General features: G+C 53.5%; 16 protein-coding genes. 1 reads left to right on the forward strand and 15 read right to left on the reverse strand.

Features of this window, described 5'->3' with window-relative positions; all coding sequences use genetic code 11:
* Positions 1 to 16: 16 nt before the first annotated feature.
* The 13 genes from KFE80_05580 to KFE80_05640 all read right to left on the reverse strand — a co-directional run bounded on the left by KFE80_05580 (position 17) and on the right by KFE80_05640 (position 13,490).
* Positions 17 to 733: an RNA polymerase sigma factor FliA gene (locus tag KFE80_05580; GenBank protein UTW46351.1), complete on the reverse strand. Its 717-nt coding sequence runs from the start codon at positions 731 to 733 to the stop codon at positions 17 to 19.
* Positions 730 to 1,632, reverse strand: a complete 903-nt coding sequence (locus KFE80_05585; protein ID UTW46352.1) for a MinD/ParA family protein — start codon at positions 1,630 to 1,632, stop codon at positions 730 to 732. The genes KFE80_05580 and KFE80_05585 overlap by 4 nt, the downstream gene beginning before the upstream one ends.
* Positions 1,616 to 2,920 carry a flagellar biosynthesis protein FlhF gene (gene flhF, locus KFE80_05590; protein ID UTW46353.1) on the reverse strand — a complete coding sequence of 435 codons (1,305 nt, stop codon included), beginning with the start codon at positions 2,918 to 2,920 and terminating at the stop codon, positions 1,616 to 1,618. Before flhF ends, KFE80_05585 begins: the two co-directional genes overlap by 17 nt.
* A 173-nt stretch (positions 2,921 to 3,093) precedes the next feature.
* Complete coding sequence (gene flhA, locus KFE80_05595) at positions 3,094 to 5,193, reverse strand: flagellar biosynthesis protein FlhA (protein UTW46354.1); 2,100 nt, start codon at positions 5,191 to 5,193, stop codon at positions 3,094 to 3,096.
* A gap of 96 nt (positions 5,194 to 5,289) precedes the next feature.
* A complete protein-coding gene (gene flhB, locus KFE80_05600) occupies positions 5,290 to 6,417 on the reverse strand; it encodes a flagellar type III secretion system protein FlhB (GenBank protein UTW46355.1) in 1,128 nt (375 codons plus the stop codon).
* A 119-nt stretch (positions 6,418 to 6,536) separates the two neighbouring features.
* Positions 6,537 to 7,328: a flagellar biosynthetic protein FliR gene (gene fliR, locus KFE80_05605; protein UTW46356.1), complete on the reverse strand. Its 792-nt coding sequence runs from the start codon at positions 7,326 to 7,328 to the stop codon at positions 6,537 to 6,539.
* Positions 7,329 to 7,345: 17 nt separating this feature from the next.
* Complete coding sequence (fliQ, locus tag KFE80_05610; protein UTW46357.1) at positions 7,346 to 7,615, reverse strand: flagellar biosynthesis protein FliQ; 270 nt, start codon at positions 7,613 to 7,615, stop codon at positions 7,346 to 7,348.
* Between the two features lie 25 nt (positions 7,616 to 7,640).
* A complete protein-coding gene (fliP, locus tag KFE80_05615; GenBank protein UTW46645.1) occupies positions 7,641 to 8,375 on the reverse strand; it encodes a flagellar type III secretion system pore protein FliP in 735 nt (244 codons plus the stop codon).
* Positions 8,376 to 8,398: 23 nt separating this feature from the next.
* Positions 8,399 to 8,923 (reverse strand): flagellar biosynthetic protein FliO, encoded by a 525-nt coding sequence (fliO, locus tag KFE80_05620; protein ID UTW46358.1) that lies wholly within the window; start codon positions 8,921 to 8,923, stop codon positions 8,399 to 8,401.
* Positions 8,924 to 8,925: 2 nt separating this feature from the next.
* A complete protein-coding gene (gene fliN / locus KFE80_05625) occupies positions 8,926 to 9,387 on the reverse strand; it encodes a flagellar motor switch protein FliN (GenBank protein UTW46359.1) in 462 nt (153 codons plus the stop codon).
* Positions 9,388 to 9,431: 44 nt separating this feature from the next.
* Positions 9,432 to 9,980 (reverse strand): flagellar basal body-associated FliL family protein, encoded by a 549-nt coding sequence (locus KFE80_05630; protein UTW46360.1) that lies wholly within the window; start codon positions 9,978 to 9,980, stop codon positions 9,432 to 9,434.
* Between the two features lie 317 nt (positions 9,981 to 10,297).
* On the reverse strand, positions 10,298 to 12,079 hold the full coding sequence (ggt, locus tag KFE80_05635) for a gamma-glutamyltransferase (GenBank protein ID UTW46361.1): 1,782 nt from the start codon (positions 12,077 to 12,079) through the stop codon (positions 10,298 to 10,300).
* 127 nt (positions 12,080 to 12,206) lie between these two features.
* Complete coding sequence (locus KFE80_05640) at positions 12,207 to 13,490, reverse strand: flagellar hook-length control protein FliK (protein UTW46362.1); 1,284 nt, start codon at positions 13,488 to 13,490, stop codon at positions 12,207 to 12,209.
* A 322-nt stretch (positions 13,491 to 13,812) separates the two neighbouring features.
* On the opposite strand from KFE80_05640, the gene KFE80_05645 reads away from it, so the two are divergent.
* The gene (locus tag KFE80_05645) at positions 13,813 to 14,847 is read left to right on the forward strand and encodes a hypothetical protein (protein ID UTW46363.1); all 1,035 of its coding nucleotides are present in this window, start codon (positions 13,813 to 13,815) and stop codon (positions 14,845 to 14,847) included.
* 18 nt (positions 14,848 to 14,865) lie between these two features.
* Here the strand turns inward: KFE80_05645 and KFE80_05650 are convergent, their stop codons facing one another.
* Both KFE80_05650 and KFE80_05655 read right to left on the reverse strand, forming a co-directional pair.
* The gene (locus KFE80_05650; GenBank protein ID UTW46364.1) at positions 14,866 to 15,375 is read right to left on the reverse strand and encodes a hypothetical protein; all 510 of its coding nucleotides are present in this window, start codon (positions 15,373 to 15,375) and stop codon (positions 14,866 to 14,868) included.
* Positions 15,376 to 15,468: 93 nt separating this feature from the next.
* Entirely contained in the window at positions 15,469 to 16,911 is a 1,443-nt protein-coding gene (locus KFE80_05655; protein ID UTW46365.1) for a biotin carboxylase, read from the reverse strand.
* Between the last annotated feature and the right edge of the window lie 51 nt (positions 16,912 to 16,962).

A 16,962-nucleotide genomic window follows, 5' to 3' on the forward strand; every position in this document is an offset into this window, starting at 1 on the left:
CGGATTGATTGCGCCGCTATTGCTGTGTCCACTCCCCCATGCGGGAGCGCAGACGGGATAGCGCCTGGCTGTGGATTTGGCATACCCGGGATTCACTGACACCCAGTACCTCGCCGATTTCTCTCAAATTCAGTTCTTCGTCGTAGTAAAGCGACATCACCAATTGTTCCCGTTCTGGCAATTGCTTGATGGCCTCTGCCAGAGATTCTTTAAAACCGGTTTGTTGCAGCTGTTGCAGCGGTGACGAACTGTCGTCTACCGCCACGTCCTGCCCCAGTGGCTGGTCGTCAAAGCCGGTAATGCGGCAGACGGCAGTATCGCGCAGCATGTTGTGGTATTCGTCGATAGTCACCCCCAGCTGATGGGCGACTTCGGTGTCGCTGGCACTGCGGCCCTGCTGACCTTCCACCTCGCGGATCGCCGTGGCCACCTGGCGGGCTTTGCGTTGCACTGAGCGCGGCGTCCAGTCAGAACGGCGCAGCTCATCCAGCATGGAACCGCGAATACGAATACTGGCGTAGGTTTGAAAGCTGGCACCCTGGGAAGCGGTGTAGTTCTTCGCCGCTTCCAGCAACCCAATCATGCCAACCTGGATCAGGTCATTCACATCCACCTCTGCGGGCATGCGCGCCATCAGGTGATGGGCAATGCGGCGCACCAGGGGCAGATGTTGCTGCAACAGCTGTTCTTGCTGTTGTTTGCAATGATCGGCATAGGCTGCGGCACCGGTCATTGGCCGTCCTCAGGCAACGAATTTGCCTGGCCGTAGTCATTGGCATAGAGCAAGCGCTCTACAAAAAACTCCAGTTTGCCACTGGCCACGTCGGGCATCGGCCAGTTATTCACCTGCTCGGCAATGCGCTGGAAGGCGCGGCTGACTTTGCTGCGCGGCGCGGATTCCACTACCGCTACCTGGCGCTGTACGGATTTGCGCAATTGCTCATCGAAGGGCACTGCACCCAAGTAAAGCAGGCTAACATCCAGAAACCGTTCTGCCACCCGGCTGATTTTGAAAAACAGTTGCTCACCCTGAACCTTGTCTTTGACCATATTGGCGAGAATGTGAAAGCGCTCCACCCCATGATCCCGGCTGAGTACTTTAATCAGTGCGTAAGCATCGGTAATGGACGTGGGTTCATCGCACACCACCACCAGCACTTCTTGGGCTGCTTTGCTGAAACTGACTACGCTGTCGCTGATGCCGGCAGCGGTATCCACCACCAGGATATCCACTGGCAAGGTCAGTTCACTGAAGGCGCGAATCAAACCCACGTGCTCTGCGTTGGTGAGCTCCGCCATACGACTGACACCGGAAGACGCCGGTACAATTTTGATGCCTTTGGGGCCGTCGATAATAATTTCTTCTAAAGAGCGCTCACCGGAAATCACGTGGCGCAGATCGTAATTGGCGTGCAAACCAAGCAACACATCCACATTCGCCAAGCCCAGATCCGCATCCATCAACATGACGTTGTTGCCCAGCTCGGCAAAACAAGTGGCCAGGTTGACGGACACATTGGTTTTACCCACGCCCCCTTTGGCTCCGGTGACCGCAATCACTTTTACCGGCCCCTGGCGAGACATGGACCTCAGACCACTGGCCTGATCGTTGTTATCAAGCGACTCCAGCATTAACCGCCTGGCCTCCCATTACATCGTTAAACCCTTGATTGAATGGCTGTTGCCATTCCGCAGCATCCAGTCCATAGGCTTCCATCATCTGTTGTGCATCTTTAACCATTCCGGCAGCTCGGGCAAGCTGGATATCTTCGGGAACCCGCTGGCCGTTACCCAGGTAGGCCACCGGCAAGCGCTGGCGTATCAAGGTGGACAACACCGGCCCCAGGCTGGCGCTTTCATCCACTTTGGTAACAATCGCCCCCGCCAGATTGGAAACCCCAAATTTGCGCACCACCTCGTCCAGAATAGGCAGTTGTGAGGTGGCCGATAGCGTCAGGTAAATCTGCATATCTGGCGCTGCGCCCTGCAAGGTATCGAACTGTTTCATCAATTCCATATCCCGCTGGCTCATACCTGCGGTGTCAATCAGCACCAGGCGGCGGTCGGCAAATTCGCCGATGGCTTTAGTCAACTCATCCCGATTGGTGGCCAAACGCACCGGCACCCCGAGAATGCGCCCAAAGGTGTAGATCTGTTCCTGGCCGCCAATGCGGTAACAGTCTGTGGTAATCAAGGCAACCTGCTGGCGCCCGTGGCGCATAGCGAAGCGAGCCGCCAGCTTTGCCACCGATGTGGTTTTGCCAACACCGGTAGGCCCCACCAAAGCGGCACAGCCACCGTTGCTGAGAATTTGGTTGCCACCTTCTTGCAGCTGAGCACTGAGGCGTTTCATGGCCGTATTCCAGCAATCTGCCAAGTCGCCAACCAAAGGCACCGCATCGGCCAATTGCATACTCAGCTCCCTGCCCAAGCCCAAGTTCATCAGGCGCTGCAGCAGCAACGTACGCAAGCCACCATTGGCAACACCATTACTGACGCTTGTACTGGCTTTTGTACTGACGTTTTTATCAGCCACCTCGGCACGGGCAGCCACAGCGGGAGCTGGTGGCGCCGGGGTGGATTTCTCAGCCGGCTGCTGAGGAGCAACCTTTTGTTTGGCCAAGCCGTTTTCCACCAGATCTCGTAATTGGGTCAGTTCGCGGCGCATTTCATTAAAGCTGTCGCCATCCCGAGCCCCGGGCGCCTGTTGGGTTTTGGTCGCGGACGGCAACACATCGCTCAGAGAGCCATCCTGAATTCGTGCTTGAAGCAGCTTTTCGTCGTAGTCCGCCGCAGCCACCACCTCGATGCCCGCAGCTACTCGCTGGCTGGACAAAATAACCGCGTCCCCACCCATGGCTTCGCGCACCTCACGCATCGCTTGGCGACTGTCCTTAGCAATAAAGCGCTGAATTTTCATGTGAGCACCCCTAAAAATACACTATTTGCGCGAGAGCTGTGTTGGCAGCGTACTCGCCTCCTCATGTATGTTTTATACACTGCGGGCCTCCGTGCGCTGCCGCCTTGCTCTCGCAAAAATATCGCTATTTTTAAAACACGCATAACGATCTCACCGTCTATTTTTTATTAACCTTACCCGGCCAATGCCATGGACTCACGCCCTACTGACGCCGTCACTTTTACCCGTTTATTGGCGGGAATTTCATCGTAAGCCAAAACATGAAGGCTGGGGTTATTACCTCGCAGCAGACGCGACAACCACAGCCTCAGTGGTGACGACACCAGTAACACCGGCTCTTGACCAGATGCTTCCTGGCGACGGGAATTGGCGTTAATCTGCCGCATCATTGATTCCGCCAGGCCCGGTTCAATACCGCCCGCAGCACCGCCACCCTGCAAGCTGTTAAGCAACATCTGTTCCAGCTCTGGGTCGAATGTCATTACCTGCAGCTCATGCTCCATTCCGGCAACACCCTGGAAGATAGTGCGGCCCAGCGCCACACGTACCGCGGTGGTAAGAGCGTCAGCTTCCTGACTCTTGGGTGCGTGTTCCGCCAAAGCTTCGGCGATGGAACGAACGTCGCGAATAGGAATGCCTTCAGACAGTAGGTTCTGCATCACCTTCAACACCACCCCAAGCGACAGGGTTTTTGGCACCAGATTTTCGACCAGTTTCGGAGAACTTTTGGCCAGTACATCCAGCAGCTGCTGGACTTCGTCATGGCCCAGCAAGTCACAGGCGTTGTCTTTGAGAAGTTGACTCAGGTGAGTGGCAACAACGGTGCTGCAATCCACCACGGTGTAGCCCATGGTTTGAGCCTCGTCCCGTTGTGACGGGTCTATCCAAACCGCCTCAAGACCAAATGCCGGGTCTTCCCCAGGGATACCCTGAAGCTCACCAAATACCTGGCCGGGGTTGATGGCCAGTTCTTTGCCTGGGTGTATCTCTGCCTCCCCTACCGGCACATCCTGCAAAGTAATGCGATAGGCATTGGGGCTGAGATCCAGGTTGTCACGAATGTGCACCGCCTGCACCAGGAAGCCCAGCTCCTGAGATAATTTTTTCCGTACCCCTTTGATGCGAGACAGCAATTCACCGCCCTGGGCTTTATCTACCAGCGCAATCAATCGATAGCCCACTTCCAGACCGATCATATCCACCGGTTGTACATCATCCCAACTGAGCTCGCGCACTTCTGGCGCGGCTTCTTCCGGCCTGGGCTGTTGGCTGTCATCCACCAGCTCCACTTTTTTGCGCTTGCTCAACCAGTAAGACAGCCCGCCCAATGCGGCACCGATAGTGAGGAACACCAGATTCGGCATACCCGGCACCATGCCCAATATCAACACCACACCAGCACTCACCGCTAACGCTTTGGGGTTGCCAAACAGCTGACTCATCATCTGCTGGCCCATGTCCTGGCTGGACGAAACCCGGGTAACGATAATGGCCGCGGCCGTAGACAGCAGCAGTGAAGGAATTTGTGCCACCAGGCCGTCACCGATGGTCAGCAGTACGTAGTTGTGCCCAGCCTGTTCAAAACTGAGGTTATGCTGAGCGACGCCCACCGCCAGGCCACCGACAATGTTAATCAATAGAATCAGAATGCCCGCTACCGCATCACCGCGCACAAACTTGCTGGCACCGTCCATAGCACCGTAAAAATCGGCCTCTTGGGACACTTCTTCCCGGCGCAAACGCGCCTCGTCAGAACTGATAATGCCGGCATTGAGGTCGGCATCGATGGCCATTTGTTTACCGGGCATGGCATCCAGGGTAAAGCGGGCATTCACCTCAGAAATACGCCCCGCACCTTTGGTCACTACGACAAAGTTGATAATCACCAAAATGGCGAACACCACAAAACCAACCGCGTAATTGCCGCCAATCACGAATTCACCAAAGGCTTCGATCACCTTGCCAGCAGCATCGGTGCCGGTATGCCCGTTAATCAGCACTACCCGGGTAGAAGCGACGTTGAGCCCAAGGCGAAGCAAGGTTGCGATCAGCAATACAGTGGGAAAAACAGCGAACTCCAACGGCCGGTTGGTGTAAATGGCCGCCAGCAGAACAATCAGGGAAAGTGCGATGTTGAAGGTAAACAATAAATCCAGCAGCGGCGCAGGCAGAGGCAACACCATCATCGCCAGCATTACCATCAGCAACACCGGTGTGCCAAGACCCAGCACACTAAAGCGTCCACCGCCGAAACTGCCCAACAACTCCTTCATTCGCTACCCACTGCCCAATGATAGTTTTTTGGCGCTTTTGCGCTCTTCAGTGGGTTTTAGCAATTACTGGGCCAAGTCGCTTTTAAACAGCAGCGACTATCTGTTCCATTCCCCATCAGGCACCGGAAGGTCAGTGGGTCTGTCGGGAATATTACCGTCGAGGTTATTGTTGAGCTGATAGACATAAGCCAACACCTGGGCCACAGCCAGATACAGGTCGGCGGGAATTTCCTGATTGAGTTCTGTGGTGGCATACAGAGCCCGCGCCAACGGCGGCGCGGAAAACAGGGTGATATTGTTTTGTTGCGCTACCTGGCGAATGCGAGCAGCCAGATGATCACAACCCTTGGCAATCACAACCGGGGCACCACCGGCATCATCATCGTACTTCAACGCCACTGCAAAGTGCGTGGGGTTGGTAATAACCACATCGGCTTTGGGCACTTCTTCCATCATGCGCCGTTGCGACATTTCCCGCTGCAACTGCCGCACACGGCCTTTTACTTCCGGACGGCCTTCACTTTCTTTGAGTTCGTCCTTGACTTCCTGCTTGGTCATTTTCAGCTGTTTGTTGTGCTGAAACAGTTGGAAAGGCACATCGATAGCGGCGATTAATATCAGTGCGGCACTGATGGCAACAAATGCCCAGCCACAGAGTTTGGCGGCGTGCGCCAGCGAGTTTTTAAGCTCTTCCACTCCCAGCGCCAACAGGTTATCCAACATGCTCCACAGCAACAGTGTAGAGACCCCCGCCACCACCAAAAATTTGGCGACGGCCTTTATAAGCTCCACCAGGCTTTTCACAGAAAACATCCGCTTCAAACCTTTCAGTGGGTTTATCTTTTCCAGTTTGAACGCCACTGCTTTCATACTGAAGGCAAAGCCTCCGACAAACAGGGGTCCGGCAAATGCAGCGGCAATTAGCAACACCATCAGCGGCGTCATTAACCACAGAGCGGTCATAAAACTGTCGGCAAAGGTGGCCACCATCATCGCCGGTTCACGAATCTGTTTAGGCTGCAGCGTCAGGCTTTCACTGACCAGTAGCGCCAGTTTGCTGAACATGGTGCCACCAAGAAACAGCATGCCAATGGCACCGGCCAGCAATGACAACATGGTATTGAGCTCACGGGAGCGGGCCACCTGCCCCTTCTTGCGCGCCTCTCGCAGGCGCTTGGGAGTGGGCTGTTCGGTTTTTTCCTGACCGCTCTCGTGTTCAGACATGACAAACCCCTTTAGGGTTTGTCATCCTGAGCGCAGCGAAGGATCTCTTCATTTGCTCAAGCACGGGATCCTTCGCTGCGCTCAGGATGACAGGAAAAATGTTGCGGATGACAAACGCTCTACGGCCCACGCGCAGCCTCCATCGCCAACATATCCTGCAAATTGGCAAACGCATCGGCAAACAAACTCACCAGCTGCGGCAATAACGCCGGAAGGCTGAATAACAACAGCACAAACCCAGCCAATAAGGTCACTGGAAAGCCCACGGCAAAGATATTCAGTTGCGGTGATGCCCGTGTCATTACACCAAACGCAAGGTTTACCAGCAGCAGCGATACCATCACTGGCACCGCCATCAGCACGCTGCCCACAAACATAAAGCTGCCCCAAGACACTACCTGCCAGATAAAGTCAGAGGACAGGGCAGCACTCCCTACCGGCAGTAAATAAAAACTCTGTACCAGAGTTTCGATAATCACTAACTGACCGTCCAGAGCCAAAAACACCAGTGTTGTGATCACCATATAAAACTGACTGAGTACAGGCACCTGAACGCCGTTTTGCGGATCCAGCGCCGACGCGAAGCCAAGCCCCATGCTCATGGCAATGTTTTGCCCTGCCATGACCACGGCACCGAACACCATTTGCAACACAAAGCCCATGGAAACACCGATGAGCACTTGCTGCGCAGTAATTAAAATTCCAGCAGGGGAAAGTGGATCAACCGCGGGCACGGGAGGCAACAAAGGCGCGATCAGCCACGCCATCACCAGCGCCAGTACAATTCGAATACGCACCGGAATCATGCGCGCACCCAACACCGGACTCGCCAGCAGCATGGCCCCCAAACGAATAAATGGCCAGAACAGGCCGCCGATCCAGGTAAATATTTGGGCGCTGGTGAGTTCCATAAAAAAACCCTGTCACCTCACCCGATCAGCCCGGGGATATCCATAAACAGGTTTTCTGTGAAAGACACCCAGGCCTCCAACATCCACGGGCCAGCAAGTGCCAGTGCTACCGCCAGGGCAATCAGTTTGGGAATAAAGCTCAGGGTCATTTCCTGAATTTGAGTGGCCGCCTGCAAGATACCAATTAATAAGCCGATACCCAGTGCGGATAACAACAGTGGCGCTGAAATCATTACGGTCAGGTAAAGCGCGCTACGGGCAATATCCATTACTGATTCTGGAGTCATTTATTTACCTCTCCGCTTCATACAGCTATATGTAAAAGCTCGACGCCAGGGTGCCAATAATCAACGACCAGCCATCCACCAGCACAAACAACATAATCTTGAACGGCAGGGAAATCAGGATCGGCGACAACATCATCATACCCATGGACATCAATACGCTGGCTACCACCAGATCGATGATCAAGAAGGGAATAAAAATCATAAAGCCGATCTGAAAAGCGGTTTTCAGTTCGCTGGTGACAAACGCTGGCAGCAGAACACTGAAAGGCGCGTCTTCCGGTTTTTGCAGATTTTCATAGCCGGCCATATCCGCAAACATGGAAAGGTCACTTTCCCGGGTTTGATTGAGCATAAATTCCCGCAACGGCACGCTGGCTGCTTGTGCCGCTTCGGTAAAGGTCATTTGGTCTTCCATGTAGGGCTTGAGCCCTGCGTCGTAAGCCCGTTCAAATACCGGCGACATAATAAAAATGCTGGTAAACAGCGCAAGGCCAACCAGTATTTGGTTGGAAGGCGTCGTGGTGGTACCCAGCGCCTGACGCAAAATGGACAACACCACAATAATGCGGGTAAAGGAGGTCATGGTAATCAGCGCTGTGGGCAACAGGCTGAGTACCGTCATAATCAGCAAAATCTGAATGGGCGTGCTGTAGGTTTCGCCCCCCTGGCCATCCGGCTTAATGGTCAGCAGTTCCAAGCCCTGGTCAGCAGAGGCAAACAGTGGCAGCATCAACACAACCAACGCCAGCAAGCCCCGAATAAATCGCTGGTAGGTGATGCTGTTCACGACTGCTTCCCTTTGCCCAGCTGACTGAGTATGGCCCCGAAATTAACCCCGGACTGACCGCCCTCCTCCACATCCACCACCGGCTCATCGAACACATGCAGCGTCGCTACCCGGCCTGGCGACACGCCCAACAACATTTGGGTAGTGCCTACCTGTACCAGAACGGCACGGTCACGAGCACCGAGACTCATGGCCGACAACACCTGCATATGACTGCCCACGCGCCCGGGCAAACGATTAAAGCGTTTTACCAGCCAGGCAAGAATCGCAAAGGCCGCCAGTACAACCAGCAAGCTAAGTATCAACTGCAGCACATAGCTGCCATTGGGGGTGGTATCGGCGCTTGGTACTCGGGGGCGCTCTGGCTTGGCGGCAGTGGTTTTATTCACCAGTTGGCCAGTATCCGTTTGCTCTATAAGCAGCTCGCCGGAATCAACGATCTGAGCAAATACCGGAAAGGCGCCCAGCAGCAGGACACTCCACAACACCGCCCTGGCCATCACACTTTTGCAATGGAACATGGCTATTTCATCGAATTAAATCGGCTGGCGGAAGAAACCACCTCGGTGAGCCGCACACCGAATTTATCGTTGACCACGACGATTTCGCCACGTGCAACCAAAGTGCCGTTAATGAGCACATCCAAAGGTTCACCCACCAGGCGCTCCAGCTCCACCACAGAGCCAGGGTTGTACTGCATCAGGTCGCGCACTGGCACTTGGGTACGGCCAATTTCTACGGTGACTTTAACGGGAATATCAAGAATGGCGTCTAAATTGACATCACCGCCAACGGCACTGGCCGGTTCAGAGGATAAATTGGAAACATCCTCTGGTTGATAAGCCTGTGCTTGATCTTCAGCGGTTTCGGATGCCTGCTGGGTAGGCTCGGCATCCGTTGACGCAGGCGTATCCTTTGGCTTTTTATCTGCCTCGTTGCCTTCCTGGGCGAGTACATCTGGATTGCCGTCCACTTGGTCGTTCATGTTTTTCCCCGGCTGGTTTTGGGAGTTGATACCCCCGTGTTCGGTTACTGCAAAATAAAGTCGGTGATATAAACTTCCTCAACACCGGGGTCACCGTCACTGCGGCGAATAATGCTTTGAATCTTGTCTTTAATCGCAGTGCGCAGTGCTTCCTGGCCGTCGGTGGTACTCAGATTGGCCTGGGTTTGGGCTCGCAGTAAAGACAGAATTTCGTGAACAATGGCTGCTTTGTTATAGGTGACTTTATCGATCACCGCCTGATCGTAGGACATCACCGATGCCTTCATTCGCATCAGCCCACCTTCTTTCAGGTTGGAGACAAAATCTTGGCCCAAGTCGTAGTAAATGGGCTCTGGTGCAGGTTCTGCAGATTCACCAGCAGTGCTTTCAGCATCTGCCACTTGCTCTGTTTCCGCTGCATCACCCGCTTCCGATACTTCCGGTTTCGGCACCATAAACCACGCAGCACCGGCCCCCAAAGCCAGCGCAGCCACAGCCACAATGATGATCAGTTTGAGATTGCCACCTTTTTGTTGTTCCTGGTCCCCCTGAGGGGCGCCACCCAGATCCAAATCGGGGTTTGCATCAGCCATTTAAAGAGCTCCTTTTGGATTTATTTTGCTAAGAGTAAGGCTGTCTACGACACGATCCACAGTGGTTGCTGCAATCGCGCTCACGCATTTTTCAGCGTTTCTGTTTTATTTCTGCTTTAGAGCAAATGTTATGCCAGCCCGTTTTTATTTTTTATTTCAATAGGTTGGGGCTTATAGAATGCGAACTGTCGAAGTTTTGACGGTGGGTTTGCCGGGGAAGAAAACCGCTGCCGACAGAAATTCGACAGCGGTATAGTACATGGCTAGCAGGTGTTGTCCTGAGACCTGATTACCAGTTTAGCCATTGATACAGAGACTCAATCGAGCCCCAGAGTTAAAGCATTAGGACGACGGGAATCAGAGGCCCCCAGGAAGTAACCATCTTTCACCATAATGGATTGGGTGCTGCCCATAGTGCGGGTCATTTCAACATTATGGCCTTTGTCCAACAGCAGCTGCATGGTGTCGCGGTTAAAACCGGGTTCCACCTCTAGCTTATCGGGAATCCACTGGTGGTGAACACGGCGCTCATAGGTGGCTTCGGCAATATTCATATCGTGATCTACCACGTTGACGATCATCTGGATCACCGAATTGATAATACGGCTGCCGCCGGGGCTGCCCACCATCATAAAAGGTTTGCCGTCTTTCAGAACAAGAGTGGGTGATTGTGAACTCACCGGGCGTTTGTGGGTTTCCAGGCGGTTGGCATGGCTGGCGGAAAACCCTTCCGCACCTGGGATACCGGCACGCACAGAAAACGTAGATATCTGGTTATTCATCAAAATCCCAGTGCCGGCAATGGTATGGCCAGTGCCGTAGGAGTTGGCCAAGGTATAAGTGTTGGACACCGCATTGCCCTGGGCATCGACAATGGAATAGTGGGTGGTATCTGGGCTTTCCGTTGGCAGCTTGTCGCCTTTGAGCTCAGAGGACGGCGTGGCCTTGTCCATATCAATGCCTTTGGCGAGCTTATTGGCGCGCTCTTTATCCGTCAGCCAGGTCACCGGCACATCGTGGAACGCCGGGTCCGCCATATGAAGGCCACGGTCGGCAAAGGTGCGCTTCATGGCCTCGACCATCACGTGAATGGATTGAGCGGAAATACCCCAATCGGACAGTGGAAAGTTCTCCATAATATTCAGCGCTTCAACGATGGCGACACCGCCAGAGCTGGGTGGCGGCATCGCGACAATGTCGTAACCGCGATAGCTGCCGGTCACTGGTTTGCGCCATTTGGCTTGGTAATCCGCCAGATCCTGCGTATCGATATGGCCACCGTTGCGTTCCATATCGGCAACTATCTTCTTGGCGATGGCGCCTTTATAGAAAGCATCAGGGCCGTGCTTGGCGATTTGTTTGAGCGACCAGGCCAGGTCTTTTTGCACCAGAATCTCACCGGGCTCGTAGGGCACACCGCCCTTTTTGAAATAGGCTTTGGCGGTAGCGTCATTTTCCACCAGCCAGCCTTTTTTTACCGACAGCAGTTGCGCCAGATCGTAGTTCACCGGAAAGCCATTCTCCGCCAGTTCAATGGCGGGGGCCAGCAGCTGCTTCCAGCTCAGTTTGCCACTACCGTAGCGCTCCAAAGCGGCGTGCATACCGGCCACAGTACCCGGCACACCCATGGCATGCCAGAGTTTTGCGGCGTCCTCTCTTTTACTGCCATCAGCATTGAGGAAGTGTTTGGCGGTCACGCCCGTAGGTGCCATTTCCCGATAATCCAGGGCCGCGGATTCACCCTTGTCGGTGGAGTGCAGCACCATAAAGCCACCGCCACCCAGGTTGCCCGCCCGGGGCAAAGTCACCGCCAGCGCAAAGCCAACGGCGACCGATGCATCGATGGCATTGCCACCAGCCTTGAGAATATCCAGGCCAACCTGAGTGGCCTCGGCATTCTGGCTGGATACCATGCCGCGACGGCCAACAACCGGGTGAAACACATCCTCATAACGCACAATACCCACGTTACCCATATTGTAGGGGCCGTGGGCAGGTTTATCCGATGGTGTTGAGCCAGATGGTGCCGGTGCTCCTGCCGATACCGGCAAGGCGATAGGCAGTGACAACAACAGTGCCCTGAACAGTGGAAACAACATAATCTATACCCTCAAATTTTTGTGGGCATAGCAAATCATATGGTGCGAGGTATTTCCAGTATTACTGGTGCAGAATACCTCGGATACGTTATAGGGTACCGGATCAATAAAAATGAATGGGATAACGTCAAATATAGGTATCCACTAAACCATTCACCGCTCGTACAACCGCTGGCCCCACAACTTCTTCTGGTGCCGTATCAGTTGTGGAAAATTCGCTACCACCATTGCGCTGGTCAGCTTCTCGCTCACCAGCCATGGTTTGCTGTTGGGACACATTGGCATCCGCAAGCTGGAGGCCATTTTCACCAAACATCTCCCGCAACCTCGGCAATGCCGCCTCAAGGGCATCACGAGTAGCTGCATTCTGAGCGAAGAAGGTGACGTTAGTACGATCACCTTCGTTCATTACTTTCACTTCAACGGCACCCAGCTCCGGTGGATTAAGGCGTATCTCTGCTCGCTGATTGCCACGCTCAGCCAGTATTTGTAGGCGGCTGCCTACCTCTTGAGCCCAACCGGGTTGGTTGATCGGCGTATTAATGGAAACAACCGGGCGGCCGGTATTGCTGTCCCCAGTTAAAGAAGCCGCTGAGGCACCAGAAGCCGACACCGTAAAAGTCGCCAAACCACTTTGGCCAGCGCTGGTAGCGCCACCAATATCAGAACTACCTGGCAGCGCAGACGCTCGCAAACTATCAACCAAGCCCTCGACATTACCCGCCCCCTCAACATGGCGTGCAGCTAACAGATTGCCATCCGCATTCACCGCAGGCGGTAACTGTTGAGTCAATACTGTTTGTAGCTCAGCGGTTTGAGGAGTGTTGACTCCACTCACTGGCTGAGCCGCCAAGGGCAGCGACGATACGATTGAAGCCTGGCCAAGCGCATTGGCATTAAGCGACGGCAAACTCTCGCCGCCGAGCGGCAAAACTGTGCCTGGCAAAGGAGCCAATGATTGCACGCCGATCACCGAAGATAACGCCGTAGCCTGAGGCAGGTTGCTAGCAGCAGAAAGCACAACCTCTTCACCGGAAGACAATTGCTCGCTCAACTGCTGCAAAGCCGCTACATCATTGGCTCCCAAACCCCTGTCTGTTGCACTGTCTACATCCGTTAAACCAGAAACCAACCCTTCAAGGACGTGACGGGCCCCATCCCCTGCCGCAAAATCAGGTAGCAGTTCCTGGTTAATCGCCCCACTCTGCCCCTCAGCACCTTGATATTCGGGGCTTTGCAGTCCACGCTCTGGGTTCAAGGGCTGTCCGTCATGGCCTTGGCCCACCTGTTTCAGATGGGCGGAAAACGAGCTTTGATCACTAGCGGCCACGGCATCGCCGCTTACAGTAGCTGAGGGCGTCGAAGTCGTTTTTCCAGTAGTTGGCAATGGTACCAATTGGGTCGTATTCATCTTTTTACTCCATCAGCGAGCGGCTACAGGCAACCGCTGCGATTTAACACCAAGCTGGTTTCGGGCTTTTAGTGCAGGTTTTATCTACACTCTGACCTTCTCTGAACAGCAAAACCTGGGCCAACATTTTTATATTGGTGTGTCGCAGGGAATATCCGATGAACAAAAACCAACTTATAGCCATTGCTTATAGGCCTATAATGTCTCGGAATTGCATTAGCACAATCATCTGGATAGAGTCATTTGTCGCCTCAGCACATGACCCTTTGGGTGGCTGCATTGGGGCCCCCAATGCAGTTAGAGGCATCGAAAAGGCAACTCTATGGGTTTTGATAAAGACTTTATCTTTTCAGCCATTACCGACGATCCCGGCGGCGTTAATCTGCCCGCTGAGGTAGCAGCTCGTTGGCCCGCTTACGCCAACTGGTACACCAGTGGCGTTGACAACCGGGAGCGTCCCAGTGCGGAAGTTTGCCGGGAACAGCTGGCAACTCATATGCCCGAGTTGATCCCCAGCTACGAGCACATGATTCATCGCCTGACCCCCCATCTCAACGACGCTCACCTGCTCCCACAGTTCCTTTCCCTATACAACTCTCCGGCGTTCGTAGCCGGTTGTTCCCAGGCCGTATGGCAACGGCCTCAGGGCAGCGCACTGGTTCGCAATTACGACTTCCCGCTGAAACTGTGGGACGCCATGTTGCTGAATAGCAATTGGAACGGCACTCGCGTTATCGCCATGACCGACTGCTTGTGGGGAGTATTGGATGGTATCAACGAGCACGGCCTTACCGCCTCATTGAGCTTTGGCGGCAAGCTGCAGGTGGGCGACGGCTTTGCCGTTACCCTGGTATTGCGTTATATCCTGGAGTTTTGCCGGACTGTAGCAGAGGCCTGCGCAGTATTGCAGCGGATACCGGTTGCCATGGCTTACAACATCGTTCTGATGGACGCCCACGGCGATCACCGCACGGTATTTATCGGCCCCGACCAGGCGGCCGAATTTACTCAAATGCCCACGACGACCAACCACCAACCCAACAGTGGCACAGAAACCGCCCTGGAAATTCTGTCAGACAGCCGGGTAAGGGATCGGTTTTTGCAAAGCCGGGTAAACGACCAGCATCAATCTCTAGAGCATTTAAAACAACTGTTTCTGGCACCACCGCTGTACCGCAGCAACAAAGACGCCAAGGGATGGGGGACTATCTACACCGCTTGCTACGAACCGCTGAAAGGCAGTGTATCGCTGCTGTGGCCGAACCAGGAAATGAATCAATCGTTTTTGCACTTCCAGGACGGGCAAATTCAGGTGACGCCAACGGAGCCCAAGGTGAATGTAGAGGATCAGGTTTAGCTAGCACTTAACTACTGGCTAATCTTTTCCATATACAAAATATTTTCCTTCGACCCCACCTCTAGCGGGCTCCATATCATCAACCATTTGCTCGATATTTTTTCCACTGACATTCCATCTCCAATGCTTTTGCCACCACTCTGGAACTTCCTTATCTAAGCAAGTCAGGACCTCTGGCTCACTAGCAAATATTCCAAAATTTTTACACAGGTATCCAGGGCGCCACCAATGTATATCTGGCATAAAGACCATCCCATCCTTCACAAGTACCCGCCATACTTGAAGTTCGTCACCCACACCCTTAAAAAAAAGCAGCTTGAATTCATAACCGCTGGAAAACTCACCTAAAGTTGGAAGTTCAGAAATCCAAACCTCCCCTTCATTAAGGTGTGACACATCAACTCTGAGTCGATCGGCATAAGCTTTTTGACTGGGTTTTAACGACCCTAGAAAAGGAATCGCTATGAACGCGATTCCGATTAGCACGATAGAAAACAATCCTGTTTTTAATACTCTAAGACGATCCATAAATTATTTGATAGAACCAAGCTCGGAGATGAAAATCAATCCTGATACAAAAACGCCCCGCTGCAAGGCGGGGCGTTTTTGGTGTTCTATGGCTTAGTTGATTTTATACAACAAGCCTTTTTGCTTCGGCTCAGGAATTTGCGCGTCCCCTGCCGGCGGTGTGGTCTGGTATTGATCGCGGATAGCGGCGATCCAACCTTTAACGCGGCTGGTCAGGCTACCATCGTCATTCTGGGCACGGCCGCGCAGCAGCAGAATACCCAAGTCAGCACCTTTATATACGTACTCACCGGCACCTAACACTCGCAGGTAGAAACCCTGCTTATAACTGGACACATTACTCCAGTCCCAAGAGCGACGTAGGAAGGTAATATCGCCTTCGTCGTAGCGCCAAATACCACTGGAAGGAGCCTGGGTAATGATCTCAACGTTGTCGTCGGTGTTTTTGATCACCAGAGTACTCCAGCAACCGTAGTCCATCCAACGGGACTGAATCGTGCTCAAATCCAGCTCCCAGTCTACATCCAGGTATTCCAGCAGGTGGAAGAACAACATGGGCACACCACCGTACTTCTGGGTCACCAAGTTGGTCATTGGGGAAGCACCGGAGATACGTGGGTTGATCTCACCCAGGTAGGCTTCGCCCGTGGCAGTGTCAATCAGGAAGTCCATGCAGAAGGTACCGCGGTAGCCTTCTTTATAGAGGCGATCACCCAGGCGCTGCACCATGCTGATAATTTCATCACGGCGCTCTTGCTCAAAGAAATTGGGGTCGTTTTCGTTACCGCTCCAACCGCCTTTGTAGGGGGTCAGTTTGCTGTGACCCACCACTTCCATCATGATCGGACCTACCAAGGTGCCGTTGCGAGTGGCAACACCTTCCACCGTACCGGAGATGTTGTCGATACGCTTCATCACCTTCAGCTGCTCGCCAATGATGTCTTCACTGTACTTGTCCCAGTCTTCCTCACTCTTGATAAAGAAGGTGGTACGACCAGAGTCACCGTAGGGCGTTTGCACAACCAAGTCGGTGCCAATACCGGCACTCTCGGACAGAGCATTCAGCTCTTCATAGGTGTCGGCGGTACCCATGGTGTTGGGCACACTGGGCACATTGGCCTCTTCACCCAGCTTGGTGGTAACAATCTTGGAGTCGATGTGGGTACGCAACTCAGCGGGCGGCAGGGCAATTTTCAGGCCCAATGCTTTAGCCAGCTTCTCGGTTTCTTCATCGAACATCACCGTCAGCATCAAGCCGTTGCCAGTGCGATCCACAAAGCCCTCTACTTCTTTGTTCTCCAGCAAGTAGTTCACCACATCTTCCATGCAAGTGAATTCCGGGTTGTCATTGCTGTTCGGAGAGAACACCCGGTAGTGGTGGCCATCAAAGCAGTCGAAGTAGCTGATATAGCGCAGCGACGGCACTTGCTGACCCAGACCAAGCACATTAAAGGGTGTGCCAGAAACGAAGTAAATCGGCTCTTGAAGGTCCAGAAAGTACTGATAAATATCAGAAAGGGAACGCAATTTTTTCACTTTACCACTCCTACTGTTCTCATTTTGTATTTGTTTCAAGGCTCTGTTAAT

Source organism: bacterium SCSIO 12696 (assembly GCA_024397955.1).
Classification (GTDB): Bacteria; Pseudomonadota; Gammaproteobacteria; order Pseudomonadales; family Porticoccaceae; genus SCSIO-12696.